Source organism: Streptomyces sp. NPDC085524 (assembly GCF_044541755.1).
Classification (GTDB): Bacteria; Actinomycetota; Actinomycetes; order Streptomycetales; family Streptomycetaceae; genus Streptomyces.
This window is the reverse complement of record NZ_JBITTH010000024.1, coordinates 1-20,488: the sequence shown is the minus strand read 5'-3', so window position 1 is coordinate 20,488 and position 20,488 is coordinate 1. Positions and strand designations below refer to the sequence as shown.

Annotated in this window: 19 protein-coding genes and 1 pseudogene; 14 read left to right on the top strand and 6 right to left on the bottom strand. The window is 70.7% G+C overall.

The window, feature by feature from the left end; translation table 11 throughout:
• Window positions 1-15 precede the first annotated feature (15 nt).
• Complete coding sequence (locus tag ACIGFK_RS30740; RefSeq protein ID WP_376656749.1) at window positions 16-816, top strand: inositol monophosphatase family protein; 801 nt, start codon at window positions 16-18, stop codon at window positions 814-816.
• A gap of 390 nt (window positions 817-1,206) precedes the next feature.
• Here ACIGFK_RS30740 and ACIGFK_RS30735 read toward each other — a convergent pair whose 3' ends face one another.
• The gene (locus ACIGFK_RS30735; protein WP_376656718.1) at window positions 1,207-1,374 is read right to left on the bottom strand and encodes a hypothetical protein; all 168 of its coding nucleotides are present in this window, start codon (window positions 1,372-1,374) and stop codon (window positions 1,207-1,209) included.
• A gap of 259 nt (window positions 1,375-1,633) precedes the next feature.
• Between ACIGFK_RS30735 and ACIGFK_RS30730 the strand changes: the two genes are divergently transcribed.
• The 4 genes from ACIGFK_RS30730 (at window position 1,634) to ACIGFK_RS30715 (ending at window position 5,137) form a co-directional block, all read left to right on the top strand.
• A complete protein-coding gene (locus ACIGFK_RS30730) occupies window positions 1,634-2,287 on the top strand; it encodes a response regulator transcription factor (RefSeq protein WP_030036265.1) in 654 nt (217 codons plus the stop codon).
• Window positions 2,288-2,292: 5 nt separating this feature from the next.
• Complete coding sequence (locus tag ACIGFK_RS30725; RefSeq protein WP_376656717.1) at window positions 2,293-3,537, top strand: sensor histidine kinase; 1,245 nt, start codon at window positions 2,293-2,295, stop codon at window positions 3,535-3,537.
• 382 nt (window positions 3,538-3,919) lie between these two features.
• A complete protein-coding gene (locus ACIGFK_RS30720; RefSeq protein WP_376656716.1) occupies window positions 3,920-4,216 on the top strand; it encodes a DUF4193 domain-containing protein in 297 nt (98 codons plus the stop codon).
• 12 nt (window positions 4,217-4,228) lie between these two features.
• Window positions 4,229-5,137 carry a hypothetical protein gene (locus ACIGFK_RS30715; protein WP_386466158.1) on the top strand — a complete coding sequence of 303 codons (909 nt, stop codon included), beginning with the start codon at window positions 4,229-4,231 and terminating at the stop codon, window positions 5,135-5,137.
• A 13-nt stretch (window positions 5,138-5,150) separates the two neighbouring features.
• Here ACIGFK_RS30715 and ACIGFK_RS30710 read toward each other — a convergent pair whose 3' ends face one another.
• Complete coding sequence (locus tag ACIGFK_RS30710) at window positions 5,151-5,609, bottom strand: DUF3093 domain-containing protein (protein WP_376656714.1); 459 nt, start codon at window positions 5,607-5,609, stop codon at window positions 5,151-5,153.
• Window positions 5,610-5,667: 58 nt separating this feature from the next.
• Here ACIGFK_RS30710 and ACIGFK_RS30705 point away from each other — a divergent pair, with 58 nt between their 5' ends.
• From ACIGFK_RS30705 to ACIGFK_RS30675, 7 genes are all read left to right on the top strand, one after another.
• A complete protein-coding gene (locus ACIGFK_RS30705; RefSeq protein WP_376656713.1) occupies window positions 5,668-6,252 on the top strand; it encodes a PaaI family thioesterase in 585 nt (194 codons plus the stop codon).
• Window positions 6,252-6,797 (top strand): dUTP diphosphatase, encoded by a 546-nt coding sequence (gene dut / locus ACIGFK_RS30700; protein WP_376656712.1) that lies wholly within the window; start codon window positions 6,252-6,254, stop codon window positions 6,795-6,797. The genes ACIGFK_RS30705 and dut overlap by 1 nt, the downstream gene beginning before the upstream one ends.
• A gap of 1 nt (window position 6,798) precedes the next feature.
• Window positions 6,799-7,572: a DUF3710 domain-containing protein gene (locus tag ACIGFK_RS30695; protein WP_376656711.1), complete on the top strand. Its 774-nt coding sequence runs from the start codon at window positions 6,799-6,801 to the stop codon at window positions 7,570-7,572.
• Between the two features lie 163 nt (window positions 7,573-7,735).
• Window positions 7,736-10,360: a DUF4118 domain-containing protein gene (locus ACIGFK_RS30690; RefSeq protein ID WP_376656710.1), complete on the top strand. Its 2,625-nt coding sequence runs from the start codon at window positions 7,736-7,738 to the stop codon at window positions 10,358-10,360.
• Window positions 10,357-11,043 carry a response regulator gene (locus ACIGFK_RS30685; RefSeq protein WP_376656709.1) on the top strand — a complete coding sequence of 229 codons (687 nt, stop codon included), beginning with the start codon at window positions 10,357-10,359 and terminating at the stop codon, window positions 11,041-11,043. Before ACIGFK_RS30690 ends, ACIGFK_RS30685 begins: the two co-directional genes overlap by 4 nt.
• Window positions 11,044-11,081: 38 nt before the next feature.
• On the top strand, window positions 11,082-11,510 hold the full coding sequence (locus ACIGFK_RS30680; protein ID WP_376656708.1) for an OB-fold nucleic acid binding domain-containing protein: 429 nt from the start codon (window positions 11,082-11,084) through the stop codon (window positions 11,508-11,510).
• 3 nt (window positions 11,511-11,513) lie between these two features.
• Window positions 11,514-12,242 carry a DUF3159 domain-containing protein gene (locus ACIGFK_RS30675; protein ID WP_376656707.1) on the top strand — a complete coding sequence of 243 codons (729 nt, stop codon included), beginning with the start codon at window positions 11,514-11,516 and terminating at the stop codon, window positions 12,240-12,242.
• A gap of 136 nt (window positions 12,243-12,378) precedes the next feature.
• Here ACIGFK_RS30675 and ACIGFK_RS30670 read toward each other — a convergent pair whose 3' ends face one another.
• Together ACIGFK_RS30670 and ACIGFK_RS30665 are read right to left on the bottom strand one after the other, a co-directional pair.
• Window positions 12,379-13,041, bottom strand: coding sequence for a potassium channel family protein (locus ACIGFK_RS30670; protein ID WP_386466150.1), 663 nt, complete (start codon window positions 13,039-13,041; stop codon window positions 12,379-12,381).
• On the bottom strand, window positions 13,038-13,706 hold the full coding sequence (locus ACIGFK_RS30665) for a potassium channel family protein (RefSeq protein WP_376661626.1): 669 nt from the start codon (window positions 13,704-13,706) through the stop codon (window positions 13,038-13,040). The genes ACIGFK_RS30670 and ACIGFK_RS30665 overlap by 4 nt, the downstream gene beginning before the upstream one ends.
• A 220-nt stretch (window positions 13,707-13,926) precedes the next feature.
• Here ACIGFK_RS30665 and ACIGFK_RS30660 point away from each other — a divergent pair, with 220 nt between their 5' ends.
• Both ACIGFK_RS30660 and ACIGFK_RS30655 read left to right on the top strand, forming a co-directional pair.
• Complete coding sequence (locus tag ACIGFK_RS30660) at window positions 13,927-15,975, top strand: APC family permease (RefSeq protein WP_376661627.1); 2,049 nt, start codon at window positions 13,927-13,929, stop codon at window positions 15,973-15,975.
• A gap of 109 nt (window positions 15,976-16,084) precedes the next feature.
• Window positions 16,085-17,416, top strand: a complete 1,332-nt coding sequence (locus ACIGFK_RS30655) for a class I SAM-dependent RNA methyltransferase (protein WP_376661628.1) — start codon at window positions 16,085-16,087, stop codon at window positions 17,414-17,416.
• A 317-nt stretch (window positions 17,417-17,733) separates the two neighbouring features.
• On the opposite strand, the gene ACIGFK_RS30650 is transcribed toward ACIGFK_RS30655, so the two are convergent.
• Together ACIGFK_RS30650 and ACIGFK_RS30645 are read right to left on the bottom strand one after the other, a co-directional pair.
• Window positions 17,734-20,280, bottom strand: a complete 2,547-nt coding sequence (locus ACIGFK_RS30650) for an ABC transporter permease (protein WP_400054454.1) — start codon at window positions 20,278-20,280, stop codon at window positions 17,734-17,736.
• 75 nt (window positions 20,281-20,355) lie between these two features.
• Window positions 20,356-20,488, bottom strand: a pseudogene (locus ACIGFK_RS30645) (ABC transporter ATP-binding protein); the annotation flags it as partial.

Genomic DNA, 20,488 nt, shown 5'->3' with positions numbered 1-20,488 from the left:
GGTAGCGGGACCGTGATCTCCGAAGAACTGAAGGCCGAACTGCTGGACGTGGGCCTGTACGCCGCCCGGCAGGCCGGTGCGCTGCTGCGCGACGGCCGGCCGGCCGATCTGGCGGTGGCCGCGACCAAGACCAGCCCGATCGACGTGGTGACCGAGATGGACATCGCGGCGGAGAAGCTGATCACCGGCATCCTCGCGGAGCGCCGGCCCGCGGACGGGCTGCTCGGCGAGGAGGGGGCCGACACCCCGGGCACGAGCGGGGTGCGGTGGGTCGTGGACCCGCTGGACGGCACGGTGAACTACCTCTACGGGCTGCCGAGCTGGGGCGTGTCCATCGCGGCCGAGTACGGGGGCGAGACGGTGGTCGGCGTCGTGGCGGCGCCGATGCGCGGGGAGACGTACCACGCGGTGCTGGGCGGCGGGGCGTGGCTGGACGGGGCGCGCCTCGCGTGCCGGGCGGCGGCGCCGCTGGACCAGGCGCTGCTGGGTACCGGTTTCGGGTACCTCCAGAGCCGACGGGCGCACCAGGCCGAGGTCGTGGCGCGGATCATCCCGCTGGTCCGCGACATCCGGCGGGGCGGCTCGGCGGCGCTCGACCTGTGCGACGTGGCAGCCGGGCGGCTGGACGGGTACTACGAGCGGGGGCTCAACCCGTGGGACCTGGCCGCGGGCGACCTGATCGCCCGCGAGGCCGGTGCCCTCACCGGCGGCCGGCCGGGGGAGCGGGCGTCCGGGGAACTTGTGATCGCCGCCACGCCGGCGGTGTTCGCCTCGCTGCAGCCGCTGCTCGACGAGGCGGGCGCCTGGCACGACTGACCGCGCGGGCTCGCCGCCCTGGGTCCCTCCCCCGCCGTCTCGAGCGCCGGCGGGGCCGGGAGGCGGGGCGCGGCCCCGGGCCCTGCGGTTCAGGCGCGCGGCGGGGCCGGTTTCGGGGCTCCGCCCCGGACCCCGCGCCTCGAACGCCGGCGGGGCTGGAGCCGCCCCCGCGGCTCGAATGCCGGCGGGGCTGCAATCGCCCCCGCGGCTCGAAGCCGACGGGGTCGGTGGCGGGTGGTTCCGGCGGCGGGCGGGGGTCGGTGGGGCTCGAGTGGCGGTGGGGCGGAATTTCAGGTTCCAGGTTGGGGGCCGGGGCGGGGTTCCCCGGGCATGAGCGAACCCCGGCGCCCGAGGGGGCGGCCGGGGTTCGTCGGCTTACCGGACCGGAGGTCAGGCGGCGGAGACGGGGACTCCGTGTTCCGCGGCGAGGCGCTGGAGGTCCTCCAGCTCCGCCAGTTCCACTTCCGCGAGGAAGTCGTCGCCCGTCTCGCGGGCCTGCCTGAGGTCCGACTGCGTGGCCCTGATGCGCTGCAGGAGACCCGCGGTGAATGCGTCCATGATGGGGTTCGCCCCCTCTTCGTGGGTCGGCGGCGGCACGTGGCTGTCCGCCGTCAGGGAGTGGATGGGGTGTGCTTGTCGTCCTCCCCAGCCCCCCGGGCCCGGAAACCTCACCACGTGAGCCAATCCTCACTCCCGTCCCGCCCGCCCCCGTCCGTGCGGGCGCCTTACAGCCGGTTTACCGGCGAAACGGGCAGGATGGACGACGCAGTAGACGCAATGCAGGTGTGCCCTGATGGGCTCGGAGGAAGGAAACGACGTGCGCGTACTCGTCGTCGAGGACGAGCAGCTGCTCGCCGATGCGGTGGCCACCGGCCTGCGCCGGGAGGCCATGGCCGTGGACGTCGTGTACGACGGCGCCGCCGCCCTGGAGCGGGTCGGCGTGAACGACTACGACGTGGTCGTGCTCGACCGGGACCTCCCGCTCGTGCACGGCGACGACGTGTGCCGGAAGATCGTCGAGCTCGGCATGCCCACGCGCGTGCTGATGCTGACCGCCTCCGGGGACGTCAGCGACCGCGTGGAGGGGCTGGAGCTGGGGGCGGACGACTACCTGCCCAAGCCCTTCGCCTTCACCGAGCTGACCGCCCGCGTACGGGCGCTCGGGCGGCGCACCACCGTCGCCCTGCCGCCCGTGCTGGAGCGGGCCGGGATCAAGCTGGACCCGAACCGTCGCGAAGTGTTCCGCGAGGGCAGGGAGGTACAGCTGGCGCCCAAGGAGTTCGCGGTGCTGGAGGTCCTCATGCGCAGCGAGGGGACAGTCGTTTCCGCCGAGCAGCTGCTGGAGAAGGCATGGGACGAGAACACCGATCCCTTCACGAACGTGGTGCGGGTGACGGTCATGACGCTGCGGCGCAAGCTGGGGGAGCCACCGGTCATCGTGACCGTCCCTGGCTCCGGGTACCGGATCTGACGAGGGTGGCGACGACTCCGGCGCCACCCGCGGCGCCACCGAAACCGACCTGGGACCCCGGCCAGCCCGAGGGTCCCTTCCCATGGCTGAGGCCGACCATCCGGATACGCCTCACGCTGCTGTACGGCGGGATGTTCCTGATCGCCGGCATCCTGCTGCTGTCGATCATCTACCTGCTCGCCGCGCAGGCCCTCCGCGAGGGCAACATGATCCCGTACAAGATCATCGACGGGCAGAACGTCAAGGTCGCCAGCGACACCTGTCCCGGCGTCGCCAACATCCGGGACTGGGACCAGTTCAACGTCGCGATCAACCAGTGCATGGCCGCGCAGCGCCGGCACTCGCTGGACGACCTGCTGAGCCGGTCGCTGATGGCCCTGCTGGGCCTGAGCATCATCGCCTTCGCCTTCGGCTACGCGATGGCCGGCCGGGTGCTCTCGCCGCTGGGCAGGATCACCCGCACCGCCCGCCGGGTGGTCGGCTCCGACCTGACCCGGCGCATCGAGCTGGACGGGCCGGACGACGAGCTCAAGGAGCTGGCCGACACCTTCGACGAGATGCTCGACCGGCTGGAGCGGGCCTTCACGGCCCAGCAGAGGTTCGTGGCGAACGCCTCGCACGAGCTGCGGACGCCGCTCGCGATCAACCGGACCCTGCTGGAGGTGCACCTGTCCGACCCGGGGGCCCCGGTCGAGCTCCAGCAGCTCGGCAAGACCCTGCTCGCCACCAACGAGCGCAGCGAGCAGCTGGTCGAGGGCCTGCTGCTGCTGGCCCGCAGCGAGAACCAGATCGTCGAGCGCAAGCCCGTGGACCTGGCGGAGGTCGCCTCGCGCGCCGTCGACCAGGTGCACGGGGAGGCCGAGGCGAAGGGCGTGGAGATCCGCGGCGAGCGCGCGCTGGCCGTCGTACAGGGCAACGGCGTCCTGCTGGAGCGGATCGCCCTCAATCTGGTGCAGAACGCCGTGCGGTACAACGTGCCGGAGGGCGGCTGGGTGGAGGTCACGACCGGCGTCCAGCACGGCCAGGCGGTGCTCCTGGTGTCGAACACGGGTCCCGTCGTTCCCGCGTACGAGGTGGACAACCTCTTCGAGCCCTTCAGGCGGCTGCGTACGGAGCGAACGGGCAGCGACAAGGGTGTCGGGCTCGGCCTGTCGATCGCGCGCTCCGTGGCGCGCGCACACGGCGGGAGGATCCAGGCGGTGCCCAGGGAGGGCGGTGGCCTCGTGATGCGTGTCACTCTTCCCTTGTGAGAGTCCCGCCCCGTGTTCGCTGTTGGCTGAATACTTGTCCTGTGCAATCGCTTGCCTCTGTGTGATCGATCACAGTTCCGAGTGTCCGGCCATGTGCGTTCGGTGACCTCCGGGCGGCCGGAAAGCCCGGGAAGTCCGGGTTTCCGGCCCCCCTGATGGCGGGAAATAGACGGGGTGGCGTTTGTGCAAGACGACCCCCGGACCGTGTACGGTCCCGGTCGTCATCCCAGCCAATCGGCTCTTCAGGCGTGCGGCTGGGTGTCGATTGAGTAACAGACCTTGATGTGAGGCAAAATCTCCGCCTCAGGTCGGGCACAAGTCCGGCCTCTCGCGCGTTACCTGCGCTGAGACACCGCTAACACCCAGAGGGGGAGAGCGAAAAATGGCAACGGACTACGACACCCCACGCAAGACCGACGACGACGTCGACAACGACAGCATCGAAGAGCTGAAGGCGCGGCGCAACGAGAAGTCCACCTCGTCCACGGACATGGACGAGTTCGACTCGGTCGAGAGCATGGACCTGCCCGGCGCGGACCTCTCCAACGAGGAGCTGGCCGTTCGGGTCCTGCCCAAGCAGGCCGACGAGTTCACCTGCATGAGCTGCTTCCTGGTGCACCACCGCAGCCAGCTCGCACGAGAGAAGAACGGTCAGCCGATCTGCCGCGACTGCGACTGAGAGGCGTCGGCCGTGGCTGGCTCGACACCGTTTCGCAAGCTCGGCTTGCGTAAACGTGGTGAATCGGCGGAGACGCAGGTGGGAGCCATGGACCCGGAAACGGGTCCTGGAGCCCCCGGCGGACCCGCCGTGTCCTCGGGTGCCGTGACAGCGGTGCCGTCGGCCACAGGGGCCGACGAGGCGTCCGGACAGGGGTCCGGGGCCCGTCGGCTGGCAGCCGTCAAGAACGGTGTACGCAAGGGCGGCGCGGGCATCAGGGCCGCCGCCCTGTACATCGCCGACCGGATCATCGAGAACGCACCGCGCGTTCCGGTCCGGGACCTCGCGACCCTGCGCAAGCAGTTTCCGGGTCTCGGCCCCGATCAGCTCGCCGACAAGCTGATCACGGGCGCCGCCAACGGCACCTCCACCGTCGGCGCCGGCATCGGAGCGGCGGCCATGCTGCCCGTTCCGCCCGCCATGGTGATGGAACTGACCGCCGAGATCACCGGGGTCGCGGCGATCGAGCTGAAGCTCATCGCCGAACTCCACGAGGTCTACGGCCTGCGGGCGCCCGGCACGCTCGCGGAGCGCAGCTTCGCCTACCTGACCGCGTGGACCGAGGAACGCGGGGTGGACCTGACCAAACCGACGACGCTGAACGCGGCGCTCGGCGGTCAGATGAAGCGCGAACTGCGCCAGCAGATCATGAAGCGGATGTTCCGCAGCCTGCCGAACCTGATGCCGTTCATGATCGGCGCGGCGGTGGGTGCGGTCATGAACCGCCGCGACACCCGGAAAGTCGCAGAGAAGGTCCGTGGGGACCTCCGGAGCCGCGCCGTGCCCTGGGACGCCCTGCCGCAGCTTCCGCCCCTGGAACAGCCCTCCCAGCCCCTTCCCGAGGCCACCAGGGCCGCACTCGAGGGGTCCGTGGAGTGGTAGCGCCGGACACCCCCTAGGCGGTCTTCGAGGCGAGGATGGCCGCCCGCAGGGCCTCCGGCTCGCGGGTGGAGACGTAGACGTACGGGGTCGGGTCCGCCGGGTCCGTGACCTCGATGCGGAGCGCCGTCGGGACGTAGCTGCGCATCAGCATGAAGGCGCGGGTGTCGGCCTTGTACGTGCGCCAGGCGCGGGCCTCCTCGGCGTCGAGGACCTCGGGCTCGCCCAGGGCCGCCACCGGGATCCGCGCCTCCCCGGCGGCCAGCGCTCCGTTGACCACGCGCACGCGCGCGGACCCGTACGAACTGACCAGCAGCCCCGACAGCGCCGTACCGCCGACCAGGCCCGCCAGCAGCGGCAGCGTGCCCAGCGGCAGCAGCATCAACGCGCACGCCAGACCGATGAGTACGGAGATGACCCACCAGCTGCGGGGGGCGGTCAGGCGTTCGTCGTGGTGCGCGGGGGAGAGCTGCATGCCGTCAAGCCTGCCACGAGGCGACCGGCGGGTAGCCGCGCGGGTAAGGTCTGCGGCTGTGAGTGGACGAAACACAGCGTTGACGCCCCCGGCCGATGCCGTCGCACCGGTCCGGCACCCCGACGCCCCGGCACCCGGCGAGCTGCTCGGCGCGCACTACGAGCACTGCTTCGGCTGCGGCGGGGGCCAGTCGCACGGACTCCACCTGGAGGCCCGGGCGGGCGAGGGCGTGCGCGTCAGCGCCGAGTTCACCGTCAAGCCCGCACACCAGGGCGCCCCCGGCCTCGCCCACGGCGGGGTGCTGGCCACCGCGCTCGACGAGACCCTGGGCTCCCTGAACTGGCTGCTGCGCGTCATCGCGGTGACGGGCCGGCTGGAGACCGACTTCGTGCGGCCGGTGCCCGTGGACACCGTGCTGCACCTGGAGGCCGAGGTCACCGCCGTGGCCGGGCGCAAGATCTACTGCAGCGCGGTCGGCCGCATAGGCGGGCCCGAGGGCCCGATCGCCGTGCGCGCGGACGCGCTGTTCATCGAGGTGAAGGTCGACCACTTCATCGACAACGGTCGGCCCGAGGAGATCCAGGCGGCCATGGCCGACCCGGACCAGGTCAGGCGCGCACGCGCCTTCGAGGTGAACCCCTGATGTCCCTGAACGACAACGACCCCCGTCATGGCGTGGACGTGCTGATCCGCCGCGTCGACCCCGAGGTGCCCATCCCGTCGTACGGTCACCCCGGCGACGCCGGCTGCGACCTGGTGACCACCCAGGCCGCCGAGCTCGCCCCCGGTGAGCGGACCGTTCTGCCCACCGGCGTGTCCATCGCGCTGCCCGACGGGTACGCCGCGTTCGTGCACCCGCGCTCCGGGCTCGCAGCCCGCTGCGGGCTCGCGCTCGTGAATGCCCCGGGGACGGTGGATGCCGGGTACCGTGGGGAGATCAAGGTGATCGTGGTCAATCTCGACCCTCGCGAGAGCGTCAGGTTCGAGCGTTTCGACCGCATTGCCCAGCTGGTTGTCCAGCGGGTCGAGAAGGTGCGCTTCCACGAGGTGGCGGAACTTCCCGGCTCGGCCCGGGCCGAGGGGGGTTTCGGCTCCACCGGCGGTCATGCGGCCGTGGCCGGATCAGGCGCTGGTCAGCAGGGTGGGAATGGCTACGCTTCGGTCGTAACCGACCGGGAAGGACAGTGACGTGTTCGGACGTCGCAAGAAGAACGACTCCGTCAAGGACGGCGGCGCGGCCGAGCAGGTCGTCGACAGCGTGGACGCTGCGGCCGACGCCGATGAGCAGGACGCTGCACCGCGCCGCGTGAACCTGCCGCCGGCCCCGCGGCCGGACGGCCCCTGGGACGTCTCCGAGGTGCCCGGCAGCCCGGCCGAGGGCCGGGTCGACCTGGGCGGCATCCTCGTACCCGGCGTCGAGGGCATGGAGCTGCGCGTCGAGGTCGCCGGTGACGCGATCGTGGCCGCGACCGTGGTGCTGCGCGACAGCGCCGTACAGCTGCAGGCCTTCGCCGCGCCCAAGAAGGAAGGCATCTGGGGCGAGGTCCGCGAGGAGATCGCCGCGGGCATCACCCAGCAGGGCGGCATCATCGACGAGGTCGAGGGGCCGCTGGGCTGGGAGCTGCGCGCGCAGGTCCCCGTACCGCTCCCGGACGGGCAGACCGGCGCCCAGCTGGTCCGCTTCGTCGGTGTCGACGGCCCGCGCTGGTTCCTGCGCGGTGTGATCTCCGGCCAGGGCGCGGTGCGCCCCGAGTCGGCCGGTCTGCTGGAGACGATCTTCCGGGACACCGTCGTCGTCCGCGGCGACGGCCCGATGGCCCCGCGTGACCCGATCGTCCTGAAGCTGCCGAACGACGCCCAGATGGTGCCGGACGGCGTGCAGACGGAGGAGCAGGAAGGCTCCCGCTTCGGCGGTGGCATGGGTCAGCTGGAGCGCGGCCCGGAGATCACCGAGGTCCGCTGACCCCCGCCGTCGTGAGGGCTGCGAACGTTTCAGGCCGTGGGCCGTACTCCCTGGGGGTACGGCCCGCGGTGTTTCGCGGCGCCCGCGTCAGGGATCCGTCAGGGATGGGCCGCGGAGCCGCCAAAGGTGCGTGAACGGGGCAAACGTCCTTGAGAATGGGCCCATGGGACGCGGCAGGCTAAGGATCTATCTCGGCGCGGCACCCGGTGTGGGCAAGACCTACGCGATGCTCTCCGAGGGCCACCGCAGGGTGGAGCGGGGCGCCGACTGCGTCGTCGGCTTCGTCGAGCACCACGGGCGGCCCCGGACCGAGGTGATGCTCCGCGGGCTGGAGCAGGTCGAGCGCGGGAAGCTGACCCACCGGGGCGCGGTGTTCACCGAGATGGACGTGGACGCGGTTCTGGCGCGCAGGCCGGCGGTCGCGCTCGTCGACGAGCTCGCGCACACCAACGTCCCCGGCTCGCGCAACGCCAAGCGCTGGCAGGACGTCGAGGAGCTGCTGAGGGCCGGCATCGACGTCGTGACCACCGTCAACATCCAGCACCTGGAGTCCCTCGGGGACGTGGTCGAATCGATCACCGGGGTCCGGCAGCGGGAGACCGTGCCGGACGAGGTGGTCCGGCGGGCCGATCAGATCGAGCTGGTCGACATGGACCCGACCGCGCTGCGGCGGCGGATGGCGCACGGGAACATATACAAGCCCGACAAGGTCGACGCGGCCCTGTCGAACTACTTCCGGCCCGGCAACCTCACCGCGCTGCGCGAGCTCGCGCTGCTGTGGGTGGCCGACCGCGCGGACGAGTACCTCCAGGAGTACCGGGGCGAGCACGGCATCCGCTCCACCTGGCAGGCGCGCGAGCGGATCGTCGTGGGGCTCACCGGCGGGCCGGAGGGGCGCACCCTGATCCGGCGCGCCTCCCGGATGGCGGCCAAGGGCTCCGGCAGCGAGATCCTCGCCGTCTACATCGCCCGCAGCGACGGCCTGACCGCGGCTTCGCCGAAGGAGCTCGCGATCCAGCGCACGCTGGTCGAGGACCTTGGCGGAACGTTTCACCATGTGATCGGCGACGACGTCCCGGACGCGCTGCTCGAATTCGCCCGCGGGGTCAACGCCACCCAGATCGTCCTCGGCTCCAGCCGCCGCAAGACCTGGCAGTACGTCTTCGGGCCCGGCGTCGGCGCGACCGTCGCCCGGGACTCGGGCCCCGACCTCGACGTCCACATCGTCACGCACGAGGAGGTGGCCAAGGGGCGCGGGCTGCCCGTCGCCCGCCCCGGGGCCCGCCTCGGCCGGGCCCGGATCCTCGCCGGGTGGGCGGTCGGCGTGCTCTTCCCCGTGCTGCTCTGCCTGCTGCTCACGCACGTCGAGGCGGACCCGGGGCTCGCCAACGACATGCTGCTCTTCCTGGCGCTGACCGTCGCGGCGGCGCTGCTGGGCGGGCTCTGGCCGGCCCTGGCCTCGGCCGCCTTCGGCTCGCTGCTGCTGAACTACTACTTCGCCCCGCCCCTGCACCGGTTCACGATCTCCGACCCCAAGAACATCGTGGCGATCGCCGTCTTCTTCGGGGTCGCCGTCTCGGTCGCGTCGGTGGTGGACCTGGCCGCCCGGCGCACCCACCAGGCCGCCCGGCTGCGCGCCGAGTCCGAGATCCTCTCCTTCCTGGCCGGCAGCGTGCTGCGCGGCGAGACGGCGCTGCCCGCACTGCTGGAGAGGGTCCGCGAGACCTTCGCGATGGAGTCCGTGGCCCTGCTGGAGCGCGCGGGCGACACGGAGCCCTGGACACGGGCCGACAGTGTCGGCCCGGCTCCCGTGGACCGGCCCGAGGACGCCGATGTGGACATGCCCATCGGGGACCACATGGCGCTGGCCCTGTCCGGCCGGGTGCTGCCCGCCGAGGACCGCCGGGTCCTGGGCGCCTTCGCGGCCCAGGCGGCCGTCGTACTGGACCGCCAGCGCCTCGTCGGGGAGGCCGAGGAGGCCCGCCGGCTCGCCGAGGGCAACCGGATCCGGACCGCGCTGCTGGCCGCCGTGAGCCACGACCTCCGTACGCCGCTCGCGTCCATCAAGGCCTCCGTGAGCTCCCTGCGCTCCGACGACGTGGAGTGGTCCGAGGAGGACCGCGCCGAGCTCCTCGAAGGCATCGAGGACGGCGCCGACCGGCTCGACCACCTCGTGGGCAACCTGCTCGACATGTCCCGGCTCCAGACCGGCACCGTGACCCCGCTGATCAGGGAGATCGACCTCGACGAGGTGGTCCCGATGGCGCTGGGCGGCGTACCGGAGGACAGCGTGCTGCTGGACGTGCCCGAGACGCTGCCGATGGTCGCGGTGGACCCGGGGCTGCTGGAGCGGAGCGTGGCCAACGTGGTGGAGAACGCCGTCAAGTACAGCCCGCCCGGCGAGCCGGTGCTGGTGGCGGCCAGCTTCCTCGGCGACCGGGTCGAGGTGCGCGTCGTCGACCGCGGACCCGGCGTGCCCGACGAGGCCAAGGACCGGATCTTCGCCCCCTTCCAGCGGCACGGGGACGCCCCGCGCGGCGCCGGAGTGGGCCTCGGCCTCGCCGTGGCCCGGGGCTTCGCCGAGGCCATGGACGGCACCCTGGCGGCCGAGGACACTCCCGGGGGCGGGCTGACGATGGTGCTCACGCTCCGGGCCGCGACCCGGGCGGGCCCGCCGCCGCGCGTCCCGGTGGACGGCGAAGCGCGCAGCACCGGACCCGGCGCGGACATGATCGTGGAAGACCTGGAAGACCTCGCAGCGGAACGACAGAAGGCAGGACCTCAATGACCCGGGTGCTCGTGGTGGAAGACGAGCCGCAGATCGTCCGAGCCCTCGTGATCAATCTCAAGGCACGCAAGTACGAGGTCGACGCCGCCGCCGACGGTGCGAGCGCACTGGAACTCGCGGCCGCCCGCCACCCCGACGTGGTCGTGCTCGACCTCGGCCTCCCCGACATGGACGGGATCGAGGTGATCAAGGGCCTGCGCGGCTGGACCCGCGTGCCGATCCTCGTCCTCTCGGCCCGCCACACCTCCGACGAGAAGGTCGAGGCCCTCGACGCGGGCGCCGACGACTACGTCACCAAGCCCTTCGGCATGGACGAGCTGCTGGCCCGGCTGCGCGCGGCCGTCCGGCGGGCCGAGCCCCCCGCGGGCTCCGGCGGGGACGAGGTGGTCGTGGAGACCGCGGGCTTCACGGTGGACCTGGCCGCCAAGAAGGCCGTGCGCGAGGGACGCGACGTACGGCTGACCCCCACCGAGTGGCACCTGCTGGAGGTCCTCGTGCGCAACGGCGGCAAGCTGGTCAGCCAGAAGCAGCTCCTCCAGGAGGTGTGGGGGCCCTCGTACGGCACCGAGACGAACTACCTGCGGGTCTACATGGCGCAGCTGCGCCGCAAACTGGAGGCCGATCCCTCGCATCCCCGGCACTTCATCACCGAGCCGGGCATGGGGTACCGCTTCGAGAGGTAGCTTCGATGGGTGGTCGGCGCGCCGGTAGGCTTCCTGTTATGAGTGCTGAACCGCGTCCCGAGAAGTCCGTGAAGCCGGCCAGGGCGGCCAGGCCGGCGGGCCGGTTCCGCCGGATGATCGAGCGGCTGTCGTCCTCGCAGGAGGAGCTGCATTCGGCGGAGCTGCAGGAGGACGCAGAAGCCGCGGGGTGCACGCGGATCTGCGACTGCCACGACCGCCAGATAGTCAAGGTGACGGGCACCCTGCGCACCGTCACCCTGCGGCCCCGCGCGGGCGTTCCCGCCCTGGAGGCCGAGCTGTTCGACGGCTCGGCGGCGCTGGACGTGGTCTGGCTCGGGCGTCGCTCGATCGTGGGAATCGAGCCCGGCCGCCGGCTGATCGCCTCCGGGCGCATCTCCATGAGCCACGGCCGCCGGGTGCTCTTCAACCCGAAGTACGAACTCCGACCGCTCGGACAGGAGCACTGACCGGTGATGTCACTCGACGGACCGAACCCTCCGGAACCCGCCGCCGCACGCGCTGCCACGCCTGACGAGGACCAGAAGGCGGTGACGCAGGCGGCGCTGTTCGACGCGTTCGGGGGCATCCGGGGCACCGTGGAGACGATGCTCCCCGGGCTGCTCTTCGTGATGATCTACACGATCAACAAGGACGTGAAGCTCTCCGCGATCGCGGCGGGCGCGGTCGCCGTCCTGCTGGTGATCGTCCGGCTGCTGCGCAAGGACACCGTGAAGCACGCCTTCAGCGGGGTCTTCGGCGTGGGCGTGGGCGTCGCCTTCGCCCTGTTCACGGGCAGCGCGAAGGGCTTCTACCTGCCGGGCATGATCTACGGCGTGGGCCTGGGCGTGGCCTTCACGGTCTCGGCGCTGGTGGGCTTCCCGCTGCTGGGCGTGATCCTCGGGCCGGTGTTCAAGGAAAACCTGTCCTGGCGCACGCGCAACCCGGGGCGCAAGAAGGCGTACGTGAAGGCCAGCCTCGCGTGGGGGCTGATCTTCCTCGCCAAGTACGCGATCCTCTTCCCGCTGTACTGGTGGGGTGACGCGACGCAGCTCGGCTGGGTGCTGATCGCGCTGAAGCTGCCGCCGATGGTGCTCGCGGTGTACTTCACGTGGGTGTTCCTGGCGAAGGCGCCGCCGCCGATCGACGTGATCGCGGAGTGGGAGGCCAAGGAGGCCGCCGCCGGCAAGTCGGGGGCCTGAGCCACACGCCGAAGGGGCGGGGTGACCATGTCGGTCACCCCGCCCCTTCGGCGTTCTCGGGTGCGGCGCCGTTGCCGGGGGCTCCGCCCCCGGACCTCCTCGCCTCAAACGCCGGCCGGGGGCTGGAAGGGCAGGGCTAGCGGCGGGCCTGGAGGAGGTCCTCCAACTGCTCCTCGCGGGCCTGGGCGGCCACGAAGAGGAGTTCGTCGCCCGCTTCCAGGGTCTCCTCCGAGTGCGGGGTGAGGACCCGGTTGCCGCGGATGATCGTGACCAGCGAGGTGTCCTCGGGCCAGGTGATCTCGCTGATCTGGGTGCCCGCCACCGAGGAGTCCGCCGGCAGGGTCAGCTCGACGAGGTTCGCGTCGCCGTGGCTGAAGCGCAGCAGCCGCACCAGGTCGCCGACGCTGACGGCCTCCTCGACCAGGGCCGACATCAGACGCGGCGTGGAGACCGCGACGTCGACGCCCCAGGACTCGTTGAAGAGCCACTCGTTCTTCGGGTTGTTCACCCGCGCCACGACCCGGGGGACCCCGTACTCGGTCTTGGCGAGGAGGGAGACGACGAGGTTGACCTTGTCGTCACCGGTGGCGGCGATGACCACGTTGCAGCGCTGCAGCGCGGCCTCGTCCAGCGAGGTGATCTCGCAGGCGTCGGCCAGCAGCCACTCGGCCTGCGGCACCCGCTCCACCGAGATGGCGGTCGGCGCCTTGTCGACGAGGAGGACCTCGTGGCCGTTCTCCAGCAGTTCACCCGCGATGGAGCGGCCCACCGCGCCGGCTCCGGCGATCGCGACCCTCATGCGTGTGCCTCCTCGGGGCCCTCGGCGAAGGCCGCCTCGACCTTGTCGATCTCGTCCGTGCGCATCATCACGTGGACGAGGTCGCCCTCCTGCAGGACCGTCTGCGACGAGGGCAGCATGGCCTCGCCCAGGCGTGTGAGGAACGCGACCCGCACGCCCGTCTCGTCCTGGAGCTTGCTGACCTTGTGCCCGACCCAGGAGGCGGAGGTGTGCACCTCGGCGAGCTGTACGCCGCCGCTCGGGTCGCGCCACAGGGGCTCGGCGCCCGAGGGCAGCAGCCGGCGCAGCATCTGGTCGGCGGTCCACCGCACGGTCGCGACGGTGGGGATGCCGAGGCGCTGGTAGACCTCGGCGCGCTTGGGGTCGTAGATGCGGGCGGCGACGTTCTCCACGCCGAACATCTCGCGGGCCACGCGTGCGGCGATGATGTTGGAATTGTCACCACTGCTGACCGCGGCGAAGGCTCCCGCCTCCTCGATTCCGGCCTCGCGCAGCGTGTCCTGGTCGAATCCCACTCCGGTGACCCGGCGGCCGCCGAATCCGGCGCCCAGGCGGCGGAATGCGGTGGGGTCCTGGTCGACCACGGCGACCGTATGTCCCTGCTGTTCCAGGGTCTGTGCGAGAGCGGAGCCCACTCTTCCGCAGCCCATGATGACGATGTGCACGGCCGTCCTTCCGGCTGTCAGCGGCTCGCTGGTTCCCAGCCTCATTGCATGCTCTGGCTTAACAGGGTCTCAGACCATGGCCCAAGCTACACACGGGCGGTCACGTGTGTGACCTCTTGTGGTGCGGTTGGGGTCCTGCGGAGGAGGAAATGGGGTGGGATTGCAGTGTGAGGGGGTGGGGGGTTCGTCAGCCTGATTTCGAACGCATACGATCCTCTGCGTGTCCAAACTGACCGACCTGCCCAAACGGATCCTGATCGGCCGGGCGCTACGCAGCGACCGTCTGGGAGAAACACTCCTCCCCAAACGGATCGCCCTCCCCGTCTTCGCCTCCGACCCGCTCTCCTCGGTGGCATATGCCCCGGGCGAAGTCCTGCTGGTGCTCTCGATCGCCGGCGTCTCGGCGTACAGCTACAGCCCGTGGATCGCCCTCGCGGTCGTCGTGCTGATGTTCACCGTCGTCGCCTCGTACCGGCAGAACGTCCACGCCTACCCCAGCGGCGGCGGCGACTACGAGGTGGCCAACACCAACCTCGGGCCCAAGGCCGGTCTCACCGTGGCCAGCGCCCTGCTCGTCGACTACGTGCTGACCGTCGCCGTGTCGATCGCCTCGGGCGTCGAGAACCTCGGCTCGGCCATCCCCTTCGTCGTAGAGCACAAGGTGTTCTGCGCCATCGGGATGATCATCCTGCTCACGCTGATGAACCTGCGCGGCATGAAGGAATCCGGAAAACTCTTCGCGATTCCGACCTACGTCTTCGTCGCCGGCGTATTCATCATGATCGCTTGGGGGGCCTGGAAGGGCCTCGTCCTCGGTGACACGATGAAAGCCCCGACCGCCGATTTCGAGATCAAGGCCGAACACGCGGGACTGGCCGGCTTCGCACTGGTCTTCCTGCTGCTGCGCGCCTTCTCCTCGGGCTGTGCCGCACTCACCGGCGTCGAGGCGATCAGCAACGGCGTCCCCGCCTTCCGCAAGCCCAAGAGCAAGAACGCCGCGACCACCCTGGCCCTCATGGGCGCGCTGGCCGTGACCATGTTCTGCGGCATCATCGCCCTGGCGATGGCCACCAACGTCAGGATGGCCGAGAACCCTTCGGAAGACCTGCTCCTGAACGGTGTGCCGGTCGGCCCCTCGTACGTCCAGAACCCGGTGATCTCGCAGGTCGCCGAGGCGGTGTTCGGTGACGGCTCGTTCCTCTTCATCCTGCTCGCCGCCGCCACCGCGCTCGTGCTGTTCCTCGCCGCGAACACCGCCTACAACGGCTTCCCGCTGCTCGGCTCGATCCTCGCCCAGGACCGCTACCTGCCGCGCCAGCTGCACACCCGCGGCGACCGGCTCGCCTTCTCCAACGGCATCGTGCTCCTCGCGGGCGCCGCAGCACTGCTGACCTGGCTCTACGGGGCCGACTCGACGAAGCTCATCCAGCTCTACATCGTCGGCGTCTTCGTCTCGTTCACGCTCAGCCAGACCGGCATGGTGCGCCACTGGAACCGGCACCTGAAGTCCGAGACGGACCCGGCCAAGCGCCGCCACATGATCCGCTCCCGCGCGATCAACACCTTCGGCGCCTTCTTCACCGGCCTGGTGCTGGTCGTCGTACTGGCCACCAAGTTCACGCACGGCGCCTGGGTCGCCCTGCTCGGCATGGTGATCTTCTACGCCACGATGACCGCGATCCGCCGGCACTACGACCGGGTCGCCGTCGAGATCGCCGCGGCCGAGGAGCGCCCCGACGAGTACGTGCGCCCCTCGCGCGTGCACTCCGTCGTCCTGGTCTCCAAGCTCCACAAGCCCACCCTGCGCGCGCTGGCCTACGCCAAGCTGCTGCACTCCAACCGGCTGGAAGCGCTCAGCGTCAACGTCGACGAGGCCGAGACCAAGGCCCTCAAGGAGGAGTGGGACCGGCGCGGGATCAACGTCCCGCTCAAGATCCTCGACTCGCCGTACCGGGAGATCACCCGCCCGGTGGTCGAGTACGTCAAGGGCCTGCGCAGCGAGAACCCGCGCGACGCGGTCAGCGTGTACATCCCCGAGTACGTCGTCGGGCGCTGGTACGAGCACCTGCTGCACAACCAGAGCGCGCTGCGCCTCAAGGGCCGGCTCCTCTTCACCCCCGGTGTGATGGTCACCTCGGTGCCCTACCAGCTGGAGTCCTCGGAGCTCGCGAAGAAGCGGGCGAGGAAGCACGCGGAGTGGAACGCCCCGGGCGCGGTGCGCCGCGGACCGGTGGACGCCCCGCGGGCGAAGGACCCGGCGGCGAAGTAGCGCCCGCCGGACCGGATGGCGAACGGCCGGACGAGACCCACGTAAACTGGTGGGTCGGTCGTCCGGCCGTTCCTTTTGATCCTTTCCCTCCCCTTGGAGTCTCCCCACCATGACCGAGCAGAACGAGAAGCAGTCACTGGTCGGGGAGGAGTACGAGGTCGAGGTCGGCCCCGTCGCACACGGCGGCCACTGCATCGCGCGCACCGCCGACGGCCGCGTCCTGTTCGTCCGCCACACCCTGCCCGGCGAGAAGGTCGTCGCCAAGGTCACCGAGGGCGAGACGGACTCCCGCTTCCTGCGCGCCGACGCCATCACCGTCCTCACGGCCTCCAAGGACCGCGTCGAGGCACCCTGCCCGTACGCCGGCCCCGGCAAGTGCGGCGGCTGCGACTGGCAGCACGCCAAGCCCGGCGCCCAGCGCCGGCTCAAGGGCGAGGTCGTCGCCGAGCAGCTGAAGCGGCTCGCCGGGCTCACCCCGGAGGAGGCCGGCTGGGACGGCACCGTCATGCCGGCCGAGGGCGACAAGCTGCCCGCGGGCGAGGTCCCGCAGTGGCGCACCCGCGTCCAGTACGCGATCGACGAGACCGGCCGGGCGGGCCTGCGCAAGCACCGCTCGCACGACATCGAGCCCGTCGACCACTGCATGATCGCGGCGCCCGGGGTCTCGGAGCTCGGCATCGAGAAGCAGGACTGGCCCCAGATGGCCACCGTCGAGGCCATCGCCGCGACGGGCTCCCAGGACCGCCAGGTCGTCCTCACCCCGCGCCCCGGCGGCCGCCTGCCCCTCGTCGAGCTCGACAAGCCCGTCTCGGTCCTCCGGGTCGAGGAGAAGGACGGCGGCGTCCACCGCGTCCACGGCCGCCCCTTCGTCCGCGAGCGCGCGGACGGCCGTACCTACCGCGTCGGCATGGGCGGCTTCTGGCAGGTCCACCCCCAGGCCGCGGACACCCTGATCAAGGCCGTCATGCAGGGCCTGATGCCGCGCAAGGGCGAGATGGCCCTCGACCTCTACTGCGGCGTCGGCATCTTTGCGGGCGCCCTCGCGGAACGCCTGGGCGAGACGGGCGCCGTCCTCGGCATCGAGTCGACGAAGCGCGCTGTCGAAGACGCCCGCCACAACCTGGCCGACTTCCCCCGGGTCCGCATCGAGCAGGGCAAGGTCGAAACCGTCCTCCCGAAGACCGGCATCACGGAGTGCGACCTGGTCGTCCTGGACCCCCCGCGCGCCGGCGCCGGCAAGCAGACGGTCCGCCACGTGGCGGGCCTGAACGCCCGCCGCATCGCCTACGTGGCCTGCGACCCGGCGGCGCTGGCCCGCGACCTGGGCTACTTCCGCGAAGCCGGCTACCGTCCCCGCACCCTCCGCGTCTTCGACCTCTTCCCGATGACCCATCATGTCGAGTGCGTCGCGATCCTTGAGCCTGCCGAAAAGGGTGCCTGACCTGCGGTTTCGTCGAGTGTGCGTCATGTGCGCTACGTGCGTTACGGGCGATGTCTTGACGCAAATCTGACGCACGTGGCGCACGCGTGACGCACGTTGGACGCACGCCGGACGTTCTTTCTGACGGGCCGCCATGACCGGAAGGCCGCCTCCTGAGACGGGCCGTGTGTCCCGTCGGGGAGGTGGCTTTCGCGCAGTCGGGCCGTGCTGCCGCTTGCCCTGTGGGCGTCTCGGACGGCCCCCTCATGCGCATCGAGAGTGAGTAGCGACGGGTAGGGCTCCTGCTCTCCGCGTAGATGCCGTTCTTCGGCTCGCTGCTATTCCGTCTTGATGGCCGTCAGCACGTTCAGGCGGGCAGTAGTGCGTGCCGGCCACATGGCGGCCAGGGCGCCGACCACGGCGGCGAGCAGGAGGAAGATGCTGATCCGGTCGTAGGGAAGGACCAGTTGGTAGTCGGGGACATCCTTGGAGAAGGTGGTGCCGATCGCCCAGGCGAGGAAGACGCCGATCGCGATACCCAGGACCGCGCCGAAGAGGGAGATGACGACGGCCTCCAGGCGGATCGTGTTCTTGAGCCGGCTGCGGTCGAGGCCGATCGCCCGGAGCATGCCGATCTCCTGGGTCCGCTCGAAGACGGACATCGCCAGGGTGTTGACCACGCCGAGCACCGAGATGATCAGTGCCATGCCGAGCAGGCCGTACATGATGTTCAGCGCCAGGTTGATGGTGCCGCCCATCTCGTCGCGCATGTCCTGGCGGGTGGCGACGGTCATCGCCGGGTTGTTGCCGAGCGCGTCGATGATGGCTTTCTCGCTCGCCTTTGACTCGCCGCCTGTGGTGTTGACGTACACCTCGCGGATGTACTGGTCCTCGCTGTGCTCGCTGAGGATCTTGCCGTCCATGATGTAGGGGGACAGCAGGCTCTCCATGTCCTTGTAGACCGCGCCGACCTTCAGCGTGGACTTCCGGCCGTCGTCGAACTGGGCCTGGAGGGTGGAGCCGACCGCGAGGTTCTCGTTCTTCGCCGTCTTCTCCGCGACCGCGACCTCACCCTTGGCGAGGCGGTCCAGTGAACCGCTGAGGACCTCGATGTTCAGCAGGTTGCCGATGGCGGCCGGGTTGACGCCCGAGGCCAGGCGGATCGTGCCGTCGGCCGAGAAGGAGCCGTCCGTGTGCGGGGAGACCTCCTTGATGCCGCGGGCTTTGGCCAGGGTCTCGACCACCGACGCGTCGAGTTCGCCCATGCCGTTGGACATGGAGACTTTGTAGTCCGCCTTGAGCTTGTCCGTGCTCATCCGGTCCACGGCCTTGCCCATGGTGATGCCGAGCACCGACATGGTGGTGACCAGGGTCAGGCCGATGGCGAGCGAGGCGGCGGTGACGGCGGTGCGGCGCGGGTTGCGCACGGCGTTCTGCGCGGCCAGCTTGCCGGGGACGCCGAAGACCTTTTCCAGGGCGGGGCGAGCGGCCGCGATGACCGGATGGGAGAGCAGCGGCAGCAGCACGATCAGGCCGATGAGCATCAAGAAAGCGCCGATGCCGATGACCGTGCGGCCGTCGAAGCCCATGGACACGCCGAGCAGGACCAGGCCGGTACCCAGGACGCTGATCACCGAGCCGATGGTGTTGCGCCTCACGAGGGACTTGGCGGTGGCCGACAGGTGGGCGCTGCCCATGGCGGCGACCGGAGGGATACGGCCGGTGCGCCAGGCCGGGAACACGGCGGCGACCAGGGTGACGAGCACGCCGATGACGAGGGCGGTGACGACGGTCGACGAGGCGACGACCAGGCTGCCGGACGGGATCTTGGCGCCGAGGGAGTCCATCAGGGAGCGCATCGCGACGGCGAGCCCCACACCGCAGGCCAGGCCGATGGCGGAGGCGACCGCGCCGACGACCAGGGCCTCGGACATCACCGACCGGATCACCTGGCCGCGCTTGGCGCCGACGGCGCGCAGCAGGGCGAGCTCCTTGGTGCGCTGGGCGACCAGCATGGTGAAGGTGTTGTAGATCAGGAAGACGCCGACGAACAGGGCGATGCCGGCGAACGCGAGCAGCATGCTGCTCACGGTGCTCATCTCCTTCGCGATGCTCTCGGCCTGTTCTTTGGCGAGCGCCGCGCCGGTCTGGGCCTTGGTGTTCTCGCTGTCGAGCAGCGGTTTGATCCCGTCCAGCAGCTGCTCGGCGGAGGTTCCGGCCCTGGCGGCGACGGACAGCTCCTGGTAGAAGCCGGGCTCAAGGTAAAGCTTCTGGGCGACGGCGGTGTCGAAGAGGACAAGGCTGCCACCGGCGTTGACGGCGCCGTCCTCGGTGGTGAAGACGCCGGAGAGGGTGTACTCCTTGACCGGGCTGTTGGTGGCGACGCGGACCTTGTCGCCGACCTCGTACTTGCCCGTGGCGGCGGTCGCCTTGTCCAGGGCGATCCGGTCGGCCCCGGCCGGGCCCTTGCCGGCGGTGAACGTGTAGCGGGGGTCCTTGCCGTCTTTGCCGGGGGCGTAGTTGGCGCCCTTGTTGGACCAGCCGGAGCCGATCAGCCTGCCGTTCTCGTCGCCGACGCCGGCGAAGCCGGAGAGGCGGCCGGACACGGACTCGACACCCTTGAGGACCTTGACCTGGTCCAGGGTTTTTTGGCTGATGCCGGGCTCGGTCTTCTTGCCGTTCTCCTCGCCGTTTCTGCCGTACGAGGTGACGGAGACGGCGATGCCGTCGTAGTTCTTGGCGGACTGGCTGGAGAGGGACTTGCTGAGGGTGTCGGTGAAGGTGAGAGTGCCGGAGACGAAGGCGACGCCGAGGGTGACGGCGAGCACCGTCATCAGCAGTCTGGCCTTGTGCGCGAGGACGTTGCGCAGGGCGGTACGGAACATGAGGGTCTCAGTTCTGGTGGCTGGAAGTTCGGAGGTGGCTTCGGGGGGCCGCCCTGCGGGCGGCGCGCAGCCGGTTCAGCTGGTGCGGCCCTTGGCGTCGAAGGCCTTCATCAGGTCGAGCACGCCGTCGGCGGTGGGTGCGTACATCTCGTCGACGATGCGGCCGTCGGCGAGGAAGATGACGCGGTCCGCGTAGGAGGCGGCGACC